Origin of the sequence: Alteromonas sp. KUL42, from assembly GCF_006538325.1 — a bacterium.
Classification (GTDB): domain Bacteria; phylum Pseudomonadota; class Gammaproteobacteria; order Enterobacterales; family Alteromonadaceae; genus Alteromonas.
This window is the reverse complement of sequence record NZ_BJKK01000004.1, coordinates 70,846-94,073: the sequence shown is the minus strand read 5'-3', so window position 1 is coordinate 94,073 and position 23,228 is coordinate 70,846. Positions and strand designations below refer to the sequence as shown.

The 23,228-nt window shown below is 42.9% G+C and carries 17 protein-coding genes; 11 read left to right on the top strand and 6 right to left on the bottom strand.

Annotated features, from left to right (window positions below):
• The first annotated feature begins 113 nt into the window (after nucleotides 1–113).
• From EYR97_RS07635 to EYR97_RS07625, 3 genes are read left to right on the top strand one after another with little or no spacing between them, the layout of a single operon-like run.
• Nucleotides 114–1,988, top strand: a complete 1,875-nt coding sequence (locus tag EYR97_RS07635; RefSeq protein ID WP_242634962.1) for a glycoside hydrolase family 13 protein — start codon at nucleotides 114–116, stop codon at nucleotides 1,986–1,988.
• Nucleotides 1,989–2,024: 36 nt separating this feature from the next.
• Complete coding sequence (locus EYR97_RS07630; protein WP_131093255.1) at nucleotides 2,025–3,506, top strand: MFS transporter; 1,482 nt, start codon at nucleotides 2,025–2,027, stop codon at nucleotides 3,504–3,506.
• A gap of 4 nt (nucleotides 3,507–3,510) precedes the next feature.
• Nucleotides 3,511–5,211 (top strand): alpha-amylase family glycosyl hydrolase, encoded by a 1,701-nt coding sequence (locus EYR97_RS07625; protein ID WP_131093254.1) that lies wholly within the window; start codon nucleotides 3,511–3,513, stop codon nucleotides 5,209–5,211.
• Between the two features lie 76 nt (nucleotides 5,212–5,287).
• Here EYR97_RS07625 and EYR97_RS07620 read toward each other — a convergent pair whose 3' ends face one another.
• On the bottom strand, nucleotides 5,288–6,481 hold the full coding sequence (locus EYR97_RS07620) for a porin (RefSeq protein ID WP_131093253.1): 1,194 nt from the start codon (nucleotides 6,479–6,481) through the stop codon (nucleotides 5,288–5,290).
• A 116-nt stretch (nucleotides 6,482–6,597) separates the two neighbouring features.
• Nucleotides 6,598–7,620 carry a LacI family DNA-binding transcriptional regulator gene (locus EYR97_RS07615; protein WP_131093252.1) on the bottom strand — a complete coding sequence of 341 codons (1,023 nt, stop codon included), beginning with the start codon at nucleotides 7,618–7,620 and terminating at the stop codon, nucleotides 6,598–6,600.
• 244 nt (nucleotides 7,621–7,864) lie between these two features.
• On the opposite strand from EYR97_RS07615, the gene glnS reads away from it, so the two are divergent.
• Nucleotides 7,865–9,532 (top strand): glutamine--tRNA ligase, encoded by a 1,668-nt coding sequence (gene glnS, locus EYR97_RS07610; protein ID WP_131093251.1) that lies wholly within the window; start codon nucleotides 7,865–7,867, stop codon nucleotides 9,530–9,532.
• An 86-nt stretch (nucleotides 9,533–9,618) separates the two neighbouring features.
• Here the strand turns inward: glnS and EYR97_RS07605 are convergent, their stop codons facing one another.
• On the bottom strand, nucleotides 9,619–10,362 hold the full coding sequence (locus EYR97_RS07605) for a YciK family oxidoreductase (protein ID WP_131093250.1): 744 nt from the start codon (nucleotides 10,360–10,362) through the stop codon (nucleotides 9,619–9,621).
• A gap of 304 nt (nucleotides 10,363–10,666) precedes the next feature.
• On the opposite strand from EYR97_RS07605, the gene EYR97_RS07600 reads away from it, so the two are divergent.
• The 4 genes from EYR97_RS07600 to EYR97_RS07585 all read left to right on the top strand — a co-directional run bounded on the left by EYR97_RS07600 (nucleotide 10,667) and on the right by EYR97_RS07585 (nucleotide 17,930).
• Nucleotides 10,667–13,273, top strand: a complete 2,607-nt coding sequence (locus EYR97_RS07600; protein ID WP_131093249.1) for a VolA/Pla-1 family phospholipase — start codon at nucleotides 10,667–10,669, stop codon at nucleotides 13,271–13,273.
• A gap of 278 nt (nucleotides 13,274–13,551) precedes the next feature.
• Nucleotides 13,552–16,077, top strand: a complete 2,526-nt coding sequence (locus tag EYR97_RS07595; protein WP_131093248.1) for an acylase — start codon at nucleotides 13,552–13,554, stop codon at nucleotides 16,075–16,077.
• A 141-nt stretch (nucleotides 16,078–16,218) separates the two neighbouring features.
• Complete coding sequence (gene sohB, locus EYR97_RS07590; protein WP_131093247.1) at nucleotides 16,219–17,241, top strand: protease SohB; 1,023 nt, start codon at nucleotides 16,219–16,221, stop codon at nucleotides 17,239–17,241.
• Nucleotides 17,242–17,297: 56 nt separating this feature from the next.
• Nucleotides 17,298–17,930, top strand: a complete 633-nt coding sequence (locus EYR97_RS07585; protein ID WP_131093246.1) for a TetR/AcrR family transcriptional regulator — start codon at nucleotides 17,298–17,300, stop codon at nucleotides 17,928–17,930.
• Nucleotides 17,931–17,986: 56 nt separating this feature from the next.
• Here EYR97_RS07585 and EYR97_RS07580 read toward each other — a convergent pair whose 3' ends face one another.
• The gene (locus tag EYR97_RS07580; protein ID WP_131093245.1) at nucleotides 17,987–18,322 is read right to left on the bottom strand and encodes a hypothetical protein; all 336 of its coding nucleotides are present in this window, start codon (nucleotides 18,320–18,322) and stop codon (nucleotides 17,987–17,989) included.
• A 299-nt stretch (nucleotides 18,323–18,621) separates the two neighbouring features.
• Between EYR97_RS07580 and EYR97_RS07575 the strand changes: the two genes are divergently transcribed.
• The gene (locus EYR97_RS07575; protein ID WP_131093244.1) at nucleotides 18,622–19,383 is read left to right on the top strand and encodes a Nif3-like dinuclear metal center hexameric protein; all 762 of its coding nucleotides are present in this window, start codon (nucleotides 18,622–18,624) and stop codon (nucleotides 19,381–19,383) included.
• Nucleotides 19,384–19,396: 13 nt separating this feature from the next.
• The gene (locus EYR97_RS07570; protein WP_131093243.1) at nucleotides 19,397–20,146 is read left to right on the top strand and encodes a methyltransferase; all 750 of its coding nucleotides are present in this window, start codon (nucleotides 19,397–19,399) and stop codon (nucleotides 20,144–20,146) included.
• A 37-nt stretch (nucleotides 20,147–20,183) separates the two neighbouring features.
• Here the strand turns inward: EYR97_RS07570 and EYR97_RS07565 are convergent, their stop codons facing one another.
• Together EYR97_RS07565 and EYR97_RS07560 are read right to left on the bottom strand one after the other, a co-directional pair.
• On the bottom strand, nucleotides 20,184–21,176 hold the full coding sequence (locus EYR97_RS07565; protein WP_131093242.1) for a 2-hydroxyacid dehydrogenase: 993 nt from the start codon (nucleotides 21,174–21,176) through the stop codon (nucleotides 20,184–20,186).
• Nucleotides 21,177–21,287: 111 nt separating this feature from the next.
• Nucleotides 21,288–21,770 (bottom strand): glutathione peroxidase, encoded by a 483-nt coding sequence (locus EYR97_RS07560; RefSeq protein ID WP_131093241.1) that lies wholly within the window; start codon nucleotides 21,768–21,770, stop codon nucleotides 21,288–21,290.
• Nucleotides 21,771–22,209: 439 nt separating this feature from the next.
• Here EYR97_RS07560 and EYR97_RS07555 point away from each other — a divergent pair, with 439 nt between their 5' ends.
• Entirely contained in the window at nucleotides 22,210–23,070 is an 861-nt protein-coding gene (locus EYR97_RS07555) for an NAD(P)-dependent oxidoreductase (protein ID WP_131093240.1), read from the top strand.
• The last annotated feature ends 158 nt before the right edge of the window (nucleotides 23,071–23,228 follow it).

The window sequence follows — 23,228 nt, the reverse complement described above, 5'->3', positions numbered from 1 at the left end:
AGGGCATAACACAGGTAGTATCAGCGATAATTTGTAAGTTAACGTAATTTTAACATGAGGTTGCTGTGCTTATTCCTAAACGCCTATTTAATGCTAAGAAAGCTGAAAGCACTTTGTACACGGCTGTATCGCTGACTTTGGGGGGCTTGTCAGCTCAAGTACTAGCCTCAGATATAACCGTGTCGCCACCCAATTGGTGGGTTGATATGAAATCACCCTCTGTAGAGCTAATGCTATATGGCAATGATGTTGCAGACGACAAAGTAAGCGTTAAAAGTGAGCATATTAAAGTAGAAAAAGTTACCGCTCTTGATAGTAAAAACTATTTGTTTGTAACCTTAAATACAACGAATGTGCAAGCAGGCGACGTTACTATAGTTTTAACAGATGACGACAGAAGCGAAAGGGAAGTAGTCTACAGTTTCAAAGAACGTGAATTAAATGCGTCTTCTCGCGAGGGTTTTGGACCATCTGACAGTATTTACCTAATTGCACCTGACCGTTTCGTTAACGGTGATACTTCAAACGATAATATTGCCGGTTACGCCGATAAGGTAGACCGAACAAATGCAGGTGGTCGTCATGGCGGTGATATTAAGGGTATTGTTGATAACCTCGACTACATAAAAGAGATGGGGTTTACGCAAGTATGGACCATGCCGTTACTTGAAAACGCCATGGATAAATACAGTTATCATGGTTATTCGACTACAGACTATTACAAGATTGATCCACGCTTTGGTACTAATGAAGATTATGTTGCGTTAAGCAAGGCGGCGAATGAAAAGGGCATTGGTATTATTATGGATATGGTACTCAACCATATTGGTAGTAATCACCAATGGATGAAAGATACCCCGTCATTGGATTGGATCAACAATGAAGGCAAGTTCATAGGCACAACACATAAGCGTGAAACACTACACGACCCGCATTTAATAGAAAGTGATCAGCGTGCGTTTAGTGACGGGTGGTTTGTTCCAACTATGCCCGATTTGAACCAGCGCAATCCACACTTAGCTAATTACCTGATACAAAATGCAATTTGGTGGGTGGAATATGCAAATTTAAGCGGTATTCGCGTAGACACTTTTTCGTATCCTGACAAAGCCTTTTTGAGTGCGTGGACAACGCGCTTAATGAAAGAGTACCCCAATTTTAATATTGTCGGGGAAGAGTGGTCAGTGAACCCCGCGATAACAGCATATTGGCAAGCTGGAAGCCATCGACATGATGATTATGTGAGTGCGCTTCCCTCAGTGATGGACTTTCCATTACAACAAGCCGTGGTAAAAGCGCTGGGGAGTGACGAAAGCTGGAACAGTGGGTTCATTAGCATTTATGAAACCTTAGCGACGGATTTTCTTTACGGCGATGCGAATAATTTAGTGGTGTTTCCTGATAACCACGATATGAGTCGAATTTATACCGAACTAGGCCAAGACCTTAATAAATGGAATATGGCTATGACGTTCTTTTTAACTACTCGTGGTATTCCGCAAGTCTTTTATGGTACGGAAATACTAATGGATAACACGGGGACAAGCGATCACGGTGTAATTCGTACTGATTTCCCTGGCGGTTGGGCTGGTGGTGACGCTGATGACGAAGCTATGTATAAGGCTAGAGATAAGACGAAAAACGCCTTTACTGGGAAAGGTCTGTCAGATCAAGAACTGTGGGCGCAATCACGTATAAAGCAGTTATTATCATTAAGAAAAGCGTACCCTGAATTTTTTGAAGGATCATTAAAACACTTCGCCCCTAAAGAAGGTGTTTACACCTATTTTAGGTTACCAGAAACACCGAGTGACAGTATGCTAATGGTGATTTTAAATAAAAAAGAAACAATCCTGTCACTTGATAATTATTCAGCGATGTTATCTGGCTTTGACCAAATAAAGCGTTTAAGCGACGGCAAGACTTGGTCAGTGGACGATACACTGTCGCTACCAGCTATGTCTGCCAATGTCTTTATTGTGCAATAAACCCGTTTTCAAGATAAAACATAATAAGAGCAAATTATGCAAACAACTCAACCTCGCCTTTCTTTTTGGCAAATATGGAATGTCAGCTTCGGCTTTTTAGGTGTGCAATTTGGTTTCGCCTTACAAAATGCTAACGTCAGTCGAATTTTGTCTGACTTAGGTGCCGACTTACACTCTCTGTCACTGTTTTGGCTTGTTGCCCCCATTATGGGGCTTATTGTGCAACCTATCGTGGGCTCAGCGTCAGACCGCACATGGAATCGAATTGGTCGACGTCGTCCGTTCATTTTAGCCGGTGCTATAGCCGCGGTGATAGGCATGATCCTACTACCAAATGCACCTATTTTTGTTGCCTTTTTAGCGCCGATGTTAATGGGCGCTTTGATGGTCGCACTAATGGACGCGTCATTTAACGTATGTTTTCAACCATTTCGTTCGTTAGTCTCTGACATGGTGCCGCCATCACAGCGTAATGTGGGTTACTCAATTCAGTCATTGTTAATAAATATTGGTGCCGTAATTGGTTCTATTTTACCGTTTGTTTTAACCAACGTAATTGGTCTAGAAAATACAGCACAGATGGGGGAAGTTGCTCCTTCTGTAATGTGGGCATTTTATATTGGTGCCACGGTGTTACTAGGTACGGTTATTTGGACCGTCATTCGCACAAAAGAATACGCACCAGAAGACTACAATCGTTACAAAGGGCTGAGCGAATCAGATATTGCGCAATCTAATAAAGAGAAAGCGCCACTATCACAGCGTTTGTCTGAGTTCTTCACATTGGTTGTGAATATGCCAACTACCATGAAACAACTTGCTGTGGTTCAATTCTTCTCTTGGTTTGCGCTTTTTATTATGTGGGTATACACCACGCCAGCGATCACTCAGCACATTTGGGGGGTAGACAAACAGTGGTTTGACCCTGCGTTTATTGCTGCCGCACCATCAATACCTGAGGCCATCACCGCTGCCAAAGGCGCCGCGGGTGATTGGGTTGGTATTTTATTTGCGGCATATTCTGTATTTGCAGCTATCTTTTCTATATTCCTGGCGCGTTTAGCCGACAAATTTGGTCGCAAAACCATCTACGCAGGCGCTTTAGCCTTGGGCGGTATTAGCTACGTGAGTTTCTTATTGTTCCAAGATTTAACGTCTGTGAATGTCAATTTGTTAATTACAGAGGTTACTGTTCCACTTGGTGCAGTTAAACTTCTTATCCCTATGGTGGGAGTTGGTATTGCATGGGCAGCTATTTTAGCCATGCCGTATGCCATGTTAGCGGGTGCACTGCCTGCTAACAAAACCGGTGTATACATGGGTATTTTTAACTTCACTGTTGCAGCGCCGCAAATTGTTTCTGGTTTAACTGCGGGTTGGATCTTAAGTAGTGTGTTCGACAACGAAGCTAAATACATTATTGTGGTGGCAGGTGTCGCTATGTTGATTGGCGCGATTGCCGTGTTTTTCGTCAAGGAAACCGACACACATTCACTTGAAGCGTCAAAAGGGGTATAACTCAATGTTTTTCAAACCTTCAGTATTAGCAATAGCACTTGCAGGTACTATCACAACGGGCTGCGTAAGTACTAAGTCTGGTGAACAAAATACTCCGTTAAACAGCAATAAAACGATTATTGGTACTGATCATCCGTTTGCCAGTGAAGCGATTTATTTTGTGGTAACCGATCGTTTCGTGGATGGCGACCCCAAAAACAACCATGAAGACCAAGGCGGCTCTCATCCCACGTGGCAATTACCGCTAGAAGGCCCTGATGGTAAAAAAGCCTATGTAGGTTATATGGGAGGAGATTTAAAAGGGATTTTAAATAATGGTGATTATATTTCCGATATGGGCTTTACCGCTGTTTGGATGACACCTGTGGTGGATAACCCAGATTACGCATTTAACGGCGACGAGCCTATTACCTACGGTGGCGCCTTTAAAGATGGCGGCAAAACAGGTTATCACGGGTATTGGGCCACTAACTATTACACACCAGATGAACACCTTGTCAGTGATGATTTGAGTGTTAAACAATACACTGATCAAATGCGCGAGCAATTCGGCCTTAAATCGGTATTCGACATTGTTGCAAACCACGGTAGCCCAAGTTTTACCATGGAGAGTGACTTGCCTGGTTACGGTGAACTTTACGATGCAGATGGAAAGTTAGTTGCCGATCATCAAAACCTTTCACCAGAAGAACTCGACCCAGAAAATAATCCGCTTCATGCCTTTTTTCACAATTATCCCGACTTAGTCAAACTATCTAATTTGGATGATGAAAATCCGATGGTAAGGGATTATCTGATTAACAGCTATTTGTATTGGATCACCCAAGGTGCTGATGCATTTAGAATTGATACAATTCGTCACGTGCCACATACGTTTTGGCGGGAAGTGTCTGATCGCGTTCGCGCTGAACATCCCAATTTCTTTATGTTTGGTGAAAGCTTTGATTATGAGGCAAATAACATAGCACAGCACACGTTACCTAAAAATGGCGCGGTAAGTGTGCTTGATTTCCCTATGCAAAAAGCAATGGTGAAAGTATTCGAAAAGCCATTAGAAACCGATTTTGCCGATTTGGAAAACGTACTTTATTTAACTCACGGTCCTTATCATAACCCTTATGAACTAACCACATTTTACGATAACCACGATATGGCGCGTATGAATGCGACAGATAATGGTTTTATTAATGCGCATAATTGGTTGTTTACGGTGCGTGGTATTCCTGTTGTGTACATGGGCTCTGAAATGGGATACATGCGCGGCACGGCTGAACATGTGGGTAATCGTAACTATGTGGGGCAGGAGCGTCTTGATGGGGCAAATACCCATCCAATTAAAAAGGCATTAACCAATATTGCTAATGTGCGTAAAGCAACGCCGGCACTGCAACGGGGTGTTCAAGTTAATCTTGAATTGCAAGGTCACCGAGCTGCCTTTTATCGTATTGTTCAAAATGGCGATAAAAACCAAATTGCCCTTGTTCTACTTAATAAAGGCGAAGAGAGTGAGCATTTTGAAATAAGCGAGTATATGCAGTCGGGCGTTTGGACTGAGCAGTTAACCGGAGAGGTAAAAAAGCTTAACGATAAAGCTGCGCTTGTAAGTAATGTTAAACCCAATGGGGTGCAAGTGTGGGTGCTGAACGATAAAGTGAAAAGTGAAGCACTTTTAGCGCGATTGGCGTTTCAGGCAGCCCGCCAATAGTCTGTTAATGTTAAAAATGGGCGTGTTATTTCTAACACGCCCATTTTGATTTAAGCAAAGTTTATCGGTATGAAAATCAGAACGTCACGTCCCACTGAAATCTAAATCGCATTTCGTCAAATGAACCCAACGCGTCGTGGTCAATATCGAAGCGAGTAATATCGGTAGTTAGCTTATTGTTGTGCCCATTAAAAAACCAATTTAGTGCGAAAGCATGTTCGTAGTGATTTTCATCTTCTTGGTGGTCGTTTTCACTGTAAGTAGCGTAGCGTACTGCAACTTCCAAAGGTTTGGGCCACCAATCAATTAAACGATTACCTAAATAGCCCAGTTGAATATAATGACCTGTAAAGGATGTTTTTAAATTGTTTCGCGAGCTATCAGTGACCGACTTTTCGTGGTATTCGGCTTGGGCACTTATACCTTTATACATCAATGCAATGTCGATATTGTGCTGTTCTATCTTGTATTGATTATCTACGCCTGAAGCAAACTGCGTTAGCTGACCACCGCCCGATGACGAAAAGCGAGTAAAGGCACTTTCGTTTGAAGAATAACTAACAGCCATGCTAGCAAGAGGCGAATCGCGTAAGGACAAATCGCTGGCTTTAAAACCATGAGGTGTGCCAAATAAGTTCCATTGCAAGCGTCCATAATATAACGGAGCGCCATCATCGTTGCTATTACTGCCTCTTCCAGTTCCCGCTGCAACACCCAACCAATAGCTAAAATATTGTGCTTGCTCTTCGCCAATATCACCATAAATGGCAGCGCCTTGCTGTCTATCTATTGTGAAAATGCGATTTATAATACTTCGGTCCAGCATTTGCTGACCACCACTGCTGATACTGCGCTCTCGAGAGTATTCGAGTTTCCACTGGCCGGTCTTAAACTTTAACCAGTCTAGTTTTTCAACGTGCAGGGTGTAATTAAGCATTACGTTATTGACTAAGTCATACTCAATACCGAATTTAAGCCACGGCTGATAAGCATAACCTTTCAATTTAAATCGAGCGCGATTAATACCGAATTCGTTTCCAGTAGAGTGGAACGCTACATAGTCTTCTATTTTATTTGGCTGATTATCGGTAGGCGTCGCAAAACGCGATTGAATACGCGTTTGAAAGAGAAGTTTGAAGTGATCTTCTGAAGTCGTGAACGTCAATCCTTTGTTTGTATAACTCGTTTCTAACTGGGTAGCCGTTGCTTCAAACCCGATTAGTCCAGTGAGTAAAACGACACAATTCTTGACAAGGTGTTGTGCACGCATTATTTCGTTAGTTTTGGTTTAACTTGAAACGTGAATGAATGCGCGCAGTCTACGTATTTAAACTATGCTGTCAAATAAACTTCATAAAAGTGTAATAAAAGTGTCACAAAAAGAAATTATTCACTTCCACATGATTGACGGACAACTATGTCGGCAGGCATGAGGAAATCTTGCACTTCCTCATTATTAATTGCTTTTAAAAGTGTAGAAACCAGCAACTCACCAGCAAGTTTGGTATTTTGCTGCACAGTGGTCAAAGACGGCGTGGTGTATGCTGATACGGCTATATTGTCATATCCAACTACTGCCACGTCATCGGGTACGCTAATTTGAGCTTGTCGTAGTGCGCGCAGTACACCCATGGCTATTAAGTCTGATGCACAAACAATGGCTTGGGGGAGTTCATTGCTTTGCAGCAGTGATTGAACGGCTTTTGCACCAGCATCCTCAGTAGATATTGCATCTCGTTGAACGCTTTTATTACCAATATTGTGCATGGTTAAAGCATCAAAATACCCGTTAAACCGCGCTTTGAATTCGGGGGCATGATCGCCATTGTCCCCAATAAAGGCAAATGACGTCTTTCCAAGAGCAATTAAATGATCCGTAATGCGTTGGCCGCCTTGGTAATTATCACAGCCAACACTGACACCTGGATGTGCTTCATCTGGTGCCCCCCAACGCACAAAATGGGTACCTTGTGATTCTAAGTGAGCCACCTTGTTTTGATAATCGGTGTAATCGCCATAGCCTAACAAAATGATGCCATCGGCTTTGTTCGAGTCTTCGTACTCGGCATGCCAATCATCGTCAAGATTTTGAAAGGATACTAGTAAATCGTAATTAGCTTGGGCGCATGCACGGGTGATGCTGCCAAGCATGGCAAGGAAGAAGGGGTTAATCATGGAGTCGTCAGATGTTGGATCTTCAAACAACAAGAGCGCAATGGTGCTACTTTTTTGCTTCCTCAAATTACTCGCATTCTTATCTACTTTATAGTTAAGTTCACGGGCGATACGCTGAACGCGATCACGGGTTTCTTGATTCACTAACGGGCTATTGTTCAGTGCTCTTGATACCGTAGATTGTGAAACGCCGGCTAAGTGAGCAATATCAAAAGAGGTCGCTTTTTCTTTCATATACACCAAGTTTTGCTGCTTCGACTGTGTTGTCGCGAAAGTAGATTAGCATAATTTTGTGTTTAAACATGTTTTTTGATGCTTTTACGTTATTAAAGGAACAAATTCGAGCGCTTTGCTTGGTCTATCGTTCTTAATTCAACCAGTTGTCAGGCTTGTATTAAGAAAACATGGTTCATCTATTTCTGACAGTGTTATACTGCTACAAATTTTTTAATAAATAGTGCATAAGGGGAACATGCGAATGGCCGAGACTGAACACCGTCCGACCAATTTTATCCGTCAAATTATCGATAAAGACCTAGCCAGTGGTTTGCATGACACCGTAAAAACGCGGTTCCCGCCAGAGCCAAATGGTTTTCTTCACATAGGTCATGCAAAATCAATTTGCTTGAATTTCGGTATCGCTAAGGATTACAGCGGAACATGCAACTTGCGCTTCGATGACACAAACCCCGCCAAGGAAGACATTACCTTTGTTAATTCTATCAAAGAGGATGTTCAGTGGCTTGGTTTTACTTGGGACGGAGAGGCACGTTACTCGTCTAATTACTTTGATCAACTTCATGCATATGCCAATGAACTGATCGACAAAGGTTTGGCTTACGTTGATTTTTCAACACAAGATGTTATGCGTGAATTGCGTGGAACGCTAAAAGAGCCTGGTAAGAACAGCCCGTATCGCGACACTGATATTGAAACAAATAAGCGCGAATTTGCCAAAATGACCGCAGGTGAATACAAAGAAGGCGAGTGTAGTCTACGCGCTAAAATTGATATGGCTTCACCGTTTATGTGTATGCGTGACCCAGTAATCTATCGCGTTAAGCACGCTCAACACCATCAAACTGGTGATAAATGGTGTGTTTACCCTATGTACGACTTTACGCATTGTATTTCGGATGCCTTGGAGGGTATTACACATTCATTATGTACGCTGGAATTCCAAGACAACCGTCGTCTCTACGACTGGGTAATAGAGAATATTTCCATCGACTGTACACCGCGTCAATATGAGTTCTCACGTCTTAATTTAGAGTACACTGTTTTAAGTAAGCGTCGCCTTATTCAATTGGTGGAAGAAGAGCACGTAAGTGGTTGGGATGACCCTAGAATGCCAACTATTGCGGGTTTACGTCGTCGTGGCTACACACCGGGTTCAGTTGTTGAATTTTGTAAGCGCATTGGCGTGACCAAAATGGACAATATGGTTGAAATGTCCATGCTTGAAGCGTGTATTCGCGATGACCTCAACGTCAACGCGCCTCGTGCAATGGCTGTACTCGACCCAATTAAACTCGTAATAGAGAACTATGACGAAGACAAGCAGGAAACACTCGTAGCACCTAATCATCCAAGTGATGAGACAATGGGGACAAGAGAAATTGGTTTCAGTCGTGAAGTGTATATTGAAGCTGAAGATTTCCGCGAATCCGCCAATAAGAAATTTAAGCGCTTGGTTTTGGATAAAGAAGTACGCCTTCGAAATGCCTATGTGGTTAAAGCAAATCGTGTTGAGAAAGACGCTGACGGAAATGTAACTACCGTTTACTGCACGTATGATCCTGAAACATTGGGTAAAGACCCAGCTGATGGACGCAAAGTAAAAGGCGTTATACATTGGGTTGATGCTAAAACGGCAGTTCCAGCGGAATTCCGTTTGTACGACCGTTTGTTCAATGTACCAAACCCGGCAGCACAAGAAAGCTTTACTGACGCGATTAATCCAGCATCACTTGAAGTGAAAAAAGGGTGGGCTGAAGCTCGTCTTGTAACGAGCAAACCTGACGTTGGTGTATGGCAGTTTGAGCGAACAGGTTATTTCTGTCTAGATAAAGACAGTACTGACGAACTACCTGTATTTAACCAAACAGTTGGTCTTCGTGACACGTGGGCTAAAATAGGCGAATGAGAGTAGGTTAACTTACCTAGTTTTCATCGGTCAAATAAGGACACAAAACGCCGCTACACAATGTGTAAGCGGCGTTTTTTTAACTATTACTTAGGTTGGCAATCTAATGATTGACCATTAACGTCTGCACTATCATTGCCCATTAAATACAAATACAACGGCATTATGTCTTTCGGTGTTTTTAATGTGTCAGGGTTTTCTGCTGGAAATGCTTGAGCGCGCATGTGGGTGCGCGTACCACCTGGGTTTATGCAATTAAACCGAAGTGACTTATTTTGATATTCATCAGCAAGTGTTTGCATTACGCCTTCGGTAGCAAATTTAGACACTGCATAGGTTCCCCAAAACGCACGTCCTTTGCGACCCACACTGGAGGTTGTGAAAACCACCGATGCCTGAGGTGCTTTTTCAAGTGCGGGAATAAGTGCTTGAGTCATATAAACCATCCCATTTAGGTTGATTTGCATGACATCTTGCCATTCTTGCGCATCTATATCTTTAAAAGCACTTAAGTGGCCCAAAATTGACGCATTATGTAACACGCCATCTAGCCGACCAAACTGATCTATAATGGTTTGCGCCATTTGTTGATAGTGTGAAGGTGTCGCTCCCTTAATGTCTAAGGGGACAATGGCAGGCTCTTTGTCACCGGCAGCTACAATCTCATCATATACGGCTTCGAGTTTTTTAACTGTACGGCCAAGAAGAATACACGTTGCACCATGAGCAGCGTATGTACGTGCGGCCTGTGCACCGATACCGTCACCGGCTCCTGTTATTAGGATAACTTTATCACGCAGTAAATCTTTTGGTGCAATATAGTCGTTCATTTTTGTCCTTAGCTTGCGTTACGTTTCATCAAGGATAGTTCGCTATTTCAATGGCAGCAGATCATACTCAGACTTGCTCACAAGTAAAACATTCATTGAAAAAACTTGGGAAACGTAAAAAAGTTAACAAAACTGGTTAACAAAACTTTGCAAAGTTGCAACAAAGTCAATAAGATTGAGCGAGATACAACTGGTCTAACATGTTTAAAACACAAATCTGCACCTGCGAGGCAGGGTAGCCCAAGCGTCTTTTTAATGCTTAGTTTTAGACACAGAATAACAACAATGCTTGTAGGGAGTAGAGATGAGAAAACTCGTATTAAGTTCCAGTGTGGCCCTTGCGCTGGGTCTAGCAGGCTGTGGTGGCTCCGATGAAACCCTTTCCGACATTCAGGCCGAAACAGAAGTCCAAACACCATTTTCCCGAATCGTTTTCGATCCAGCTACTGGTAATTTAAACGTACCAAACGACCTTTTAATGCTTCCGGGTGACGATGGATTTTTCGATTACACACTCAATATTCCAGTAGCTGATCCTACTGATTTTGGAGACCCACAAAACGCACTTAATGTGCTAGATGGTTGGTCAACGCAACATCCGTTCGTTATCGACGTTGAAACACCGCCGGGAACATCACTAGACGAATCTTCACTGTCTGCTGGTGTACTTATGTTCGAAGCCACGCTTGGTCTTGACCAAAGCGACGCACAGTGTGCTCAGGTCACCACGCCGTCTGCGGGCTGTAAATTGGGCGACCAGTTAACGTATGGCCAAGATTATGTGTTAAGTCTGGTAGATAACAATACGATTTCTTTTGTTCCGCTTAAGCCGTTGAAACCTGCACACGGTTATATGTTGGTGATGACGACAGAGCTGAAAGACTCATCAGGTAAGTCTGTTCAAGGTTCTACAACGTGGGATTCAGTTCGCCAAGACATCAACACACATCCGCTTTCAAGTGCTGCACAGTTGCAGTTGCAAGGGTTAGTGAACTCTTTAGTCAACCCTGTGCTGGGTGCGGGCTTCGCTCGTGAAGAGATCACTTATGTTTCTGCGTTCACCACACAATCTGTTGCCAATTCGCTTGATACAATTAAAAAGGTAATGATTAGTGAGTTTGCGGCACGTGCCGCAGCGGGCGACCCTACTGCTGGGCAAGCTCTACCTGCAATAGTAGTGCGTGATGTCGCGGTTAAACCAAATGCAATGGAAGCACTTGGCCTTGTTACGCAAGAAGCAGTTGCGGGCGCAGTAGCTCTTGGTAAGCAAAGTTTACCACCGGAAGCTGCTGGTCTAATTCCTCTTATTGACGCCACTGACTTCAGTGCATTGCAAACATGTGCTGGTTTAGCTGGTACGGTAAGTGGACAGTTGTCTGCTCAGTGGGGAATACTAAATGATTTCGCTGTTGCTGTATCTACTGGCATCTTAGGCCAAGCTGGCCCATTCTGTGCTGCTCAACGTTTCGAAGGTAACATCGCATTACCATATTTCCTTGGCGTACCTAGCGCAGAAAACCCATTAGCGCCAGTTAATACATTCTGGAAAGCGGCATGTGATAGTGGGATTGTACTGGCTGGTGCACCTCAAGAGGTATTGGCAGCAGCAACGCCTGGTCCAAATGCAGAGATGTGTAGTGCAATTGGTCTTGCAGATTTACGCGTTAACGGTGAAAAACTCGATCACAAGCGTAACATCACCAAGTTTAATCCATATCCTCAACCTAATGGCGGGAATATGGGTAAGGAAACGTTGGACGTTCAAGTTACCGTTCCTAATCCAGCGATTGCTGGTGCACTAGGTTTTCCAATCAGCATGCCTGATGCAGGTTGGCCTGTAGTAATTTTGGCACATGGTATTACCAGTAAAAAAGAAGATATGCTAGCAATTACTGGCACACTATCTTTAGCGGGTATTGCGTCAGTTGCGATAGACCAGCCTCTACACGGTAGTCGCGGTTTTGACCTAAACGGCGATGGCGTGGATGAAATTAATGCTACTTCGGTAAGTGCAACGCACTATATGAACTTAGCAAGTCTTCCTACTGCACGTGACAACTTACGTCAAAGTGTTTCAGATTTGCTCGGTTTGCGCTTAGGTTTAAATGCTGTGGTTGATACCACTGCAGCGCAAGGTGTGAAGTTTGATACAAATCGTGTATCTATTATGGGTGTGTCATTAGGTGCAATTACTGGTGGTAACTTTGCATCCGTTGCCAATACGTCTATGGGCGAGCCTCTGGGACAACTCGACCCTATGTTTGAAATCCAGCAAGCTTCCTTGGAATCACCAGGTGGTGGCCTAGCGCAATTCCTACTTGAGTCACCTGCATTTGGTCCGTTGATTAAAGGATTATTGCTGTCTCAAGCATCTGAAGACTTTGCTGGTCTATTAACTCAACTTTACGGTACAACAGATGTATCGGAAGAACAGTTAACAGCAGCGGTAGCCATGTTTGAAGATAACCTAACTGCGGAGCAAGCCGCTGAAGTGAATGCGGTATTTGCTCAGTTCGCGTTTGCAGCGCAAACGGTTATGGACTCGGGCGACCCAACTAACTACGCAACGGTATTAGGTGAAAATACACCTGTGCATATGATGACAGTGGTTGGTGACGGTAGCGCGGCTAACTTGCCTGATCAGGTTATCCCTGTGTCAACATCGCTTCCTCTTGCCGGTCAGTTGCCGCTTGCAGCAACAATTGGTCTTCAGCAAGTTACTACAACTGTACCACCGGGTGCAGATAAGGTTAGCGGGCTAGTGAAGTTCAATAGTGGTGCACACGCATCTAGCTTGAGTCCAGCGTCTAATCCAGCAGTAACAGCTGAGATGCAGCGTGAAGTGGCTGGCTATTTGGCTACTGATGGACGTGCAATACCAATTACGGATGAAAGTGTTATCGCAAATTAATTGATAATACATTATTGGTGACGAAAGCCGGCACTTGCCGGCTTTTTTGTTTCTTAAGAAAGTGCCTTCCTAATCAATTCTAATTAATGAAATTAATAACCAACTATGGAAATTGATATTACCTAAAAATCATTGTGTTATTTGATTGTATCTTCATGTTAATGTAGTGTTAATTGGTCGGATCTGTTGAAGTGATAGAGGTCGCTTTAGAGGAGTGCTTAAATTACTTCACAATTGGGTCGACTAATTTAATCTTCATCTGTTAGGGAACATTCGCGATGATTACAAGAAAGCACTTTTCGCCAGCAAAAACGCTTGTTGCGTTATCGGTTACGGCACTTTTAACCGCATGTGGCGGAAATGACAATGACTTTTCCAATGTGCAGGTACCAGAGCCTACGCCACCTCCAACGCCTGAGCCAGCACCTGAGCCTATTCAAGCATTCGACCCAGACGGTACGCTTAGCGCAGATATTCGATGGACGACTTACGGCGTTCCACATGTGACTGCTGATAATTTAGAAAGTATGGCCTACGGTGTAGGTTTTGCCTTTGCCAGAGACAATTTGTGTGTGTTGGCCGACCAAATTGTAAAATATAATTCAGAGCGCTCGAAGTATTTTGGACCCGATCAAGTACCAGGTAGTGGAGACTCTGCTCATTTAATCAATGATTTTGGTTATTTAACGGTTGGTATAAGAGAATTAGCGGAGGAAAACCTACCTAGGTTGTCTGCTAATGCAAGAGCGATGTTTCAAGGCTACACCGCTGGCTATAATAAGTATCTCAATGAGACTCCTGTTAGTGAACAAGATCAAAGCTGTGCAGGACAGCCTTGGGTAACCAACATAGACAGTGTTGACCTTTTAACTTACTCATTAGGCGTTGCACTATTGCCTGGGGCTGCCAATTTCTTAGGCCCTATGTTCCTTGCCGCACCGGAGGGTAAGAGTTATCTTCCCACGCCAGCAGAATCCGCGCCTGCGGCGCTCACTGCTAATCTAAAAATTACGCCATCCGTTACTTTGCCAGAAAAGAACCCTCAAGAGATGGGCTCGAACGGGTGGGGCTTAGGTAGTGATAAAACTACGAACGGCAAAGGTATGGTATTGGGGAATCCACATTTCCCCCACACCGGTAACCTTCGCTTCTGGAATTTCCATGCTCAGGTGCCAGGTCATCTAAATGTAACAGGTAGTTCATTAATGGGCCTACCTGGAGCGGTGAACATTGGGTTTAACGAAAACGTTGCATGGACGCACACGTTCTCTACAGCAGAGCATTTTGTTGTCTATCAACTTACTTTAGACGAAAACGATGCATCGGGAATGACACACATTGTAGATGGTAATCGTCGTACTATTTATGAAAAGCCAATGCAAATTGATGTTGCTGTAGCACCAGGGCAAACTATTAAACTGAATAAAACGGCCTACTACACAAACTACGGCCCTATTATTGAAGTGCCGGGTAACTTTGATTGGAACAGCAGCAACGTGTTCGCAATTAAAGACGCCAACTTACCTAATTTAGATATAGTCGATCATTGGCTTGCTATGAATATGGCAACTTCGATGGACGAATTTAAACAAGCATTTAAAGATTACGATGGGGTCATCTTCAATAATACGATGGCAGCGTCAAGTGATGGCCAAGTATTTTATATTGATGACTCAACCGTTCCCAATTTGACAGAAACAGCGATTGAACAACTCACTACCAATCCGCTGTTAATACAAACAAAGGCAGTAGCTGGTTTCACTGTATTGCCGGGGCACATTTCACAGTTCGACTTTGATGGTCCTGTACCTTATGAAGAAGCACCAAAATACGAAGGGACAGACTCAGTTCAAAACTCTAACGATAGTTATTGGTTAACGAACTTATCTTCACCTATTTCTGTTCCTAACCCCATGTATGGTAATGAAGATTATCAACAAACGTTACGCTCAAGAATGGGGCAGAAATTTATTGAAACTGAAGCGGGTAGTGACAATACGTTTACGCCGCAAGAGGTAGAGTCTTTACTACTTAATAACAGAAGTTACTTAGCCGAAGAAATTTTAGATGATTTACTTGCGCTATGTGCTGCGCAAGGGGCAACTCCCGTTAATGTTAATGGGGTCGATGTAGATATTTCTGGTGCATGTGCCGCGCTAGAAGATTGGGATGGCACCATGAATATTGCAAGTACTGGTGCGCATGTGTTCAGGGAATTTGCTTTTCAATTTAACCAAGCGCCACAGTGGGAAGTACCTTTCTCTTTAGAGTCTCCGGTGACAACGCCAACGGGCTTACTTCAAAATGACACTACGCTAATGCAAATAGCAAAAGCAGTACAAGTTATTGAGCAAGCAGGTGTTGCATTTGACGCGCCGTTTGGCGACGTACAGTTTGTTGAGCGCAGTTTACCCAATGGCACAGCATCTGGTGAGCGTTTACCGTGGGGGGGGGCACACAATATTGAAGGCGGGTTTAACGTGTTTAACATTGTAACTGGCAACAACGGGACCATGTTGCCGCGTCATACTTACTCACCATTAAGTGGCACCATTATGAGTGCTGAAGCGAAGGGTTATCACATTAACTACGGTACAAGTTGGGCAATGGTGATTAACTTTACCGATGAAGGCCCACAAGGGAGAGGAATCTTAACCTACTCGCAATCTCGTAAGTTTGGCAGCGAGCATTTTGACGACCAAACTCGCTTGTATTCAGAGCAGCCCACGTTGCGTGATATCTACTTTACTGAAGAAGATATCAATGCCAATACAATTGAACAAGTAAGCCTATCGTCAGATTAAAGCGAGACTGGTATTATAGTGTAATTGAATCAGTGATCTATCTCTGCCCAATCTTTTAGTTATAACGGTGGCAGGCTAGATCACTGTTAATACGTTTGGGTTTGTCTCTTCACAAATCCACTATTTTACTAGGAGTTAAGTTTGGAGTTTTTGTACGAATACGGTTTGTTTGTGGCCAAAGCGATAACTTTGGTATTGGCGTTTGTGGTTGTTGTTTCAACTATCGTAGGCGTTGCAAGCAAGCAAAAGCAAGGGAAGGGGCATCTAGAAATTAATTCAATTTCAGAACAACTAAAAGATGTTACCCAATATGCAAAGGAAGTGTTACTAGACAAGAATGCGCTAAAGAAATTAGCGAAAGAGCAAAAGAAAGAGCAAAAATCCAAAAGCAAAGATTCGTCGTCACAAGAAAACGCACCACGTCTTTTTGTCATCGATTTTAAAGGCTCTATGGATGCTTCAGAGGTAGATCACCTTCGTGAAGAAATCACAGCGATTCTTTGCGTAGCTGAAGCGCAGGATGAAGTCTTGGTAAAATTAGAAAGCGGTGGTGGCGTTGTTCACGGATATGGACTAGCTGCTTCTCAACTGCAGCGTATCAAAGCAAAGGGACTGTCATTGACTGTTGCTGTGGACAAAGTGGCTGCGAGTGGTGGTTATATGATGGCTTGTGTTGCCGATAAGTTAATTGCCTCACAATTTGCCTACATTGGAAGTATTGGGGTGTTAGCACAACTTCCAAACTTCAATAAGCTGTTGAAGAAAAATGACATTGAATTTGAGCAACACACTGCCGGCGAATTTAAGCGCACACTTACGGTGTTTGGTGAGAACAACGACGAAGGACGCGCAAAATTCAAAGAAGAAATAGAAGAAATTCACGTTCTCTTTAAAGATTTTGTTCAAAGTCAGCGCCCAGAAATGGACATAGACAAGGTTGCCACTGGTGAGTATTGGCCCGGTGTTAAAGCGAAAACACTTGGTTTGGTTGACGATTTAATGACATCAGATGATTACATTCTATCCCATTACCCAGAACGGGAAATTTTTAGTGTGAAGTACTCAATTAAGAAGAACGTCGCAGAGAAATTAGGCATGTCAGCTGCACAGGTAGCAGAAAGGACATTGATGAAGACGTGGAGTAAAGCACGTCATTGGTTTTAATAAGTAAAAGGCGGCTTCAAGCCGCCTTTTACTGACACTACGATAATAAGAATTATATGGCACGGCATACTAAGACCGATATAGTCGATGCGGCTGAATATCTGTTTTCCCAGCAAGGTTTTACACAAACCTCAATGCGTGAGATCACATCAAGGGCACAAGTTAACCTCGCCTCGGTTAACTATCACTTCGGTAGTAAGAAGAACTTAATTCAAGCAGTGTTTAAGCGTTACTTTGACCAACTAATGCCTGAAATAGAAAAGTGTGTTTCTACGCAACGTGACGAAAGAGGCAGTGAAGGTGTCGCGCGTCTGTTGTATTCACTTATACCTCCCATGTTAAAGTTAAATACGCTGTCTGCTAATGGCACCGCGACTTTCGTCAAGTTGCTTGGAAGAGGTTATAACGAAACGCAAGGTCACTTACGTCGTTTTATTATGAACGACTATGGCCAATGTATTCGTGCGCTGGTGAGTGCAATACAGGCATGTCTTCCTCATGTACCCGAAGAGGAGTTGTTTTGGCGAATGCACTTTGCAATGGGCAGTTTTGTTTTTTCTATGGCGTCAAGTCAAGCATTGACAGAAATAGCAGAATCGGACTTTCACAAACATGTAGATATAGAAGCGGTGATAAGACATCTTGTGCCGTTTGTCGCACAAGGTTTGTCGGGGAATATGCCCGAGTAGATTATAGTGATGAAACGTTTAACGCGCTCAAGACGAGCGCGCTAGTCTTTTAGTCGTTAACGAGGTAGCGTTGAGCCAGGATCTTGTTGTTGTAGTTTGTCAGCCCAAAATTGTTTAACGCTAAATCCACCCGCACTTTTGGGTGAGGCAGAAACGTTACCAGACGTGTTGCTTTTCTTTAGTGTTTTCGACGTCGAGATTGGTTTTGGTTTGTCGTTAGAAGATGTTACTAGCGACGCTGTCATTTCTTTTAGTTGTGAAAGACGTACATTTTTGCCACCGTCAACGCTGTACCAACCACTTTTAATTTCAAGGGAAGGCGCTTTGCCATTCACTTGGGTATACGCGTTTGTGAATTCGGTGATAACTTTGTCTTTGTCTAAGTTTGTCATTCTATTAATGCTCTTTTTTTGATTAGAAGACGAACGAATACTAACGTGCATCGACCAACGTTGAAAAAAGTATCCCAAAGGTCAATACGTGCTCAAAACTCAAATACAGGCAATGTAAAATAAGTTGTGTAAACAACCCCTTAAACTAAAAATTGATGTAGCCCTGTTTATTCAGTTAGGACTAAATCACAACAGGGTAGGTTGCACACGCTTGCACTAATACGAGGTATAATGGTAAACGTTCACGTATTTTTATAACGTTTTTTGAACAATATGTCTAACTTTCAGCCGGAGGTGTCGTGTCTATAACCAATTTAGAACTTAAAACTTATCTAGATGGCCTGCTTCGAGTAAATGAAATCAGTGATTACTGCCCAAATGGTCTTCAAGTAGAAGGCAAAGGCAATATTCAAAAAGTAGTTACGGGTGTAACAGCGTCTCAAGCACTAATCGATAAAGCCATTGACGTAAACGCAGATGCAATCTTGGTTCATCATGGCTACTTTTGGAAGGGTGAAACGCAAGCGATAACAGGTATGAAGAAAAAACGCATTGCAGCGCTGCTGGCCAATGATATTAATTTATATGGATATCATTTACCTTTAGACGTTCACCCTGAGTATGGTAATAACCGACAGTTGGGCGACTTACTTCATGTAGAAAATATCCGTGCGGCCACCCAAATAAAGCCTGTGGGCGTGGTTATGTTGGGTGAATTGGCAGAGCCAATGTCTGCCTCTTCTTTACAAGAAAAATTACAGCAGTTGTTAGGCAGACAAGTATTAGTTGAAACGACTGAAGGAAGTACGCTGAAGTCCATTGCGTGGTGTACTGGTGGCGGACAGGGGTTTATTGAAAGTGCCGTAGAATTAGGTGTAGATGGATTTATTACCGGTGAGGTATCTGAGCAAACCATACACACTGCTCGCGAAATGAATATTTCATTTTTTGCAGCTGGCCACCACGCGACTGAACGCTATGGTATCAAAGCGCTGGGGGAACATATCAAAGAACACTTTGCCATTGACGTCGAATTTATCGACATTCCTAATCCTGCGTAGTGCGTGAACATTAATGACGAAAGATCGGATTTTTGATGGTATTGCAGATAAGTTTGCAAAGAATATTTATGGCACGACAAAAGGGCGTCTAAGACACTCGCTTTTATGTGACGTATTAACGCCTTTTGTAAATCAAACCGAAAAGCCGCTGAACATTCTGGAGATAGGTGGGGGCACAGGTGTGATGAGTGCCCATCTTGCGTCCTTAGGCCACAATATTGTGCTTACGGATGCCTCTCAAGATGTATTAGAACAAGCCAATGAGCTGTTAGCTCCCTTTTCTAATGTGGTCATTAGGCACCAATATTTACAAGAAATTAAGGATATACAAAATTTTGACTTGGTCGTTTGCCACGCCGTGCTTGAGTGGTTAGAAGCTCCCTATGAAGCAATCAATACGTTGTACAACAGTATGCAAAAAGGTGCTAGGTTAAGCCTTAGCTTCTTTAATCAAGATGCTAACCTTTTCGCAAATGCTATCTACGGGAATTTTGACTACATAGCCAAAGGCATGAAAGCGAAAAAGCAAGTGCGCTTAAACCCAAATCAGCCGTTAAGCGCGATGAAAGTGGTTGAGTATTGCGAGTCTATTGGTTTTAGTATATTAGATAAATCAGGTGTTCGATGCTTTCACGATTACATGCGGGATATCAGCCACCAAAGTGCTAAATACGAAGACCTGTTGGCTCTAGAGCGGCAATATCACAGACAGCAGCCTTACTTATGGCTAGGTAAATACTTCCACTTGATGCTAGAAAAGTAGGCGTCGTTTTAAGCGTGTTTTTGCCTTCACATAAGCTTCACAGCGAGACAATATTATTGCGATAGATAATATTGTCTACGGTGATATGGGCTATTTCACTAAGGGCTTCTTGGGTGAAAAAGCCCTGATGGCCTGTAATAAGCACATTGGGAAATGTGGTTAAACGTTGGAAGTTGTCATCTTGAATTATCTCGTTAGAGTGGTCTGTGAAAAATAACTCAGATTCTCGCTCATATACATCAAGTCCTAAATAGCCAATCTTTTTGCTTTTTAGACCTTGGATCATTGCGTTACTGTCAATCAATCCACCGCGAGACGTATTTATTAGCATAACACCATCAGGCATCTGCGAAAGGGTTTGAGCATTGATCATATGCTGGCTTTGTGCGTTTAAAGGGCAGTGCAATGTAACAATTATGCTGCTTTTGAAGAGCTCTGTAAGGGTAACGTATTCACCGCCCATGTTTATAACCTCTTCATCTTCATAAATGTCATAGCACAGCACACGGCAACCAAAACCCCGTAAAATACGAATAACAGCCTTACCTATTTTTCCCGTGCCCACCACACCTACTGTTTTGCTGTGTAGGGTAAATCCAAGTAACCCACTTAACGCAAAATTACCCTCGCGAACCCTATTGTAAGCTTTGTGCGTTTTTCTATTTAATGTAAGTATTAAGGCAAGTGTGTGTTCTGCTACCGTTTCAGGGCTATAAGCTGGTACACGGCTAACTGATATGCCGCATTGAGTGGCCGCTGCAATATCAACATTGTTAAAACCTGCACAACGTAGAGCAATATGCTCAACACCACATTCGTTCAGTATCTTGATGGTAGCCGCACAAACATCATCATTAACAAAAACCACCACAACAGATATACCCTTGCATAAATGCGCGGTGTGTTTATTCAAACCATGTTCATAAAAAGATACGTTGATAGGCGGCGTCGCTTTTGTTGAAGCAGTGTCAAAAAGCGCCAAAAACGTATCTTTTTCGTATGATCGGGTACTGAAAAAAGCAATGTTCATCGTGATGTTTACTCTTATTCGCTATTGCTAAATTTGCTATTGCCAAAATACTACCGACTACTGTGTTTAAATATAATTGCTCTGATATTAGCACGACTGCAGATAGTTACTTTAAGTATTGAGCAGTGCAACAATGTCCTTTTCTATCTCTGCTGGCTTTACCGTGGGTGCATAACGCTTTAAAACTTTGCCTTCAGTGTTCACTAGGAACTTGGTGAAATTCCATTTGATGCGCTTCGTCCCCAATATACCGGGTGCTTTGTCTTTTAGCTCTACAAACAGCGGGTTAGCATTTGGGCCATTAACCTCGGTCTTCTTGAATAACGGAAAACTCACACCAAAGTTTAGCGAACAAAATTGCGCGATATCATCATCGCTGCCAGGCTCTTGATGTCCAAACTGATCGCATGGGAACCCAAGTACTTCAAAGCCTTTGTCTTTATGCGCTTTGTACAATGCTTCCAAGCCATCGTACTGTGGTGTAAATCCGCATTTGCTGGCTGTATTTACAATGAGCAATACTTTGCCCTTATAATCCTCAAGTGTACTTTCTTTGCCGTTATTTAACGTGATGCTATGTTGGTAGATGCTCAAGCTCTTCTTCCTTATTTTTTGCTCTTGAATTAAAGTGTTTTGACCATTGTCCGAATAGCCTCAAGGTCGATACGCGTTAATTTTTATTTTGAAGTATTTAGAGCGTGTTGATCATTTCGGCAAAAACGTACCGAAAAAATAGACAGGCTCTAGTTAACGTTACACTATTTTATGAATAGTATGCGAGCAACATCAACAACCTATTTCAGATGATGTTACATGAAGCAGTGTTTTACAAAGCCATTACCATAAATAGCACACATATTTCACGGTAAGTTTTTATGGTAAGAGACCTTCACGTACATGAAATGTTAAACAGGACCAAGGGTTTGTGGTACATTCTGCTGCGTTTTTTAACCACTAATTCAATCACGCTTAGAAAGCAAATGCTTTCATTTTGGTGCTTTCGATTGATTAGCCTCTAAAAGGTATTCTTAGTATGACAAATTTAAAAGTGAGTTTTCTTGGTCTTGGCGTAATGGGATACCCTATGGCTGGACACCTAGCCACTGCAGGCTTTGAGGTTACTGTTTACAACCGCACAGAACAGAAAGCAAAAGACTGGGTTAGTCAGTATGGTGGTAGGTCTGTTTCTACTCCAGAACAAGCTGCTCAGAATGCTGATATTGTCTTTATGTGTGTTGGTGACGACAATGATGTGCGTCATGTAGCTACACAAGCGTTGGGGTCAATGAATGCTGGAAGTATTCTTGTTGACCATACTACCGCTTCGGCAGATATAGCTCGAGAGCTTTACGAAATAGCAAAGAATAAACAAATTGGCTTTTTAGATGCTCCAGTGTCAGGTGGGCAAGCGGGCGCTGAGAATGGTCAACTGACTATTATGGTTGGGGGAGATGACGATGTTTACGCTAAAGCAGCGCCTGTAATGAATACGTATGCTCGACACAGCCAGCTGCTAGGTAAAATAGGCAGTGGTCAACTGGCGAAAATGATGAATCAAATATGTATTGCCGGAATTGTACAAGGGTTAGCAGAGGCACTGCATTTTGGCCAAAAGGCAGGTCTAGATTGTAATGCTGTTATCGATGTAATAAGTAAAGGTGCTGCCCAGTCTTGGCAAATGGAAAACAGAGCAAGTACCATGCTAGATAACAGTTTTGAGTTTGGGTTTGCGGTTGATTGGATGCGCAAGGATTTAAGTATTGCGCTTAACGAAGCAAGAAAGAATGGCTCGACATTAGCGTTAACGGCATTGGTAGACCAATACTATGCCGATGTTCAAAAGTTGGGTGGCGGTCGTTGGGATACGTCTAGCTTACTGACTCGTCTTAAATAGACTAACAGTTTGATTTAAATAAACTTAGGTGAATTAGTTCCGACCTACACCGTTTAGCGTGTATTACATGCGCGCTAAACCTTTCTAACATCAATTATCAAATCCATATGTAGTGCGCAACGTGCTTTTAAGCTGAAGTTTGCACTGTTAATGATCTA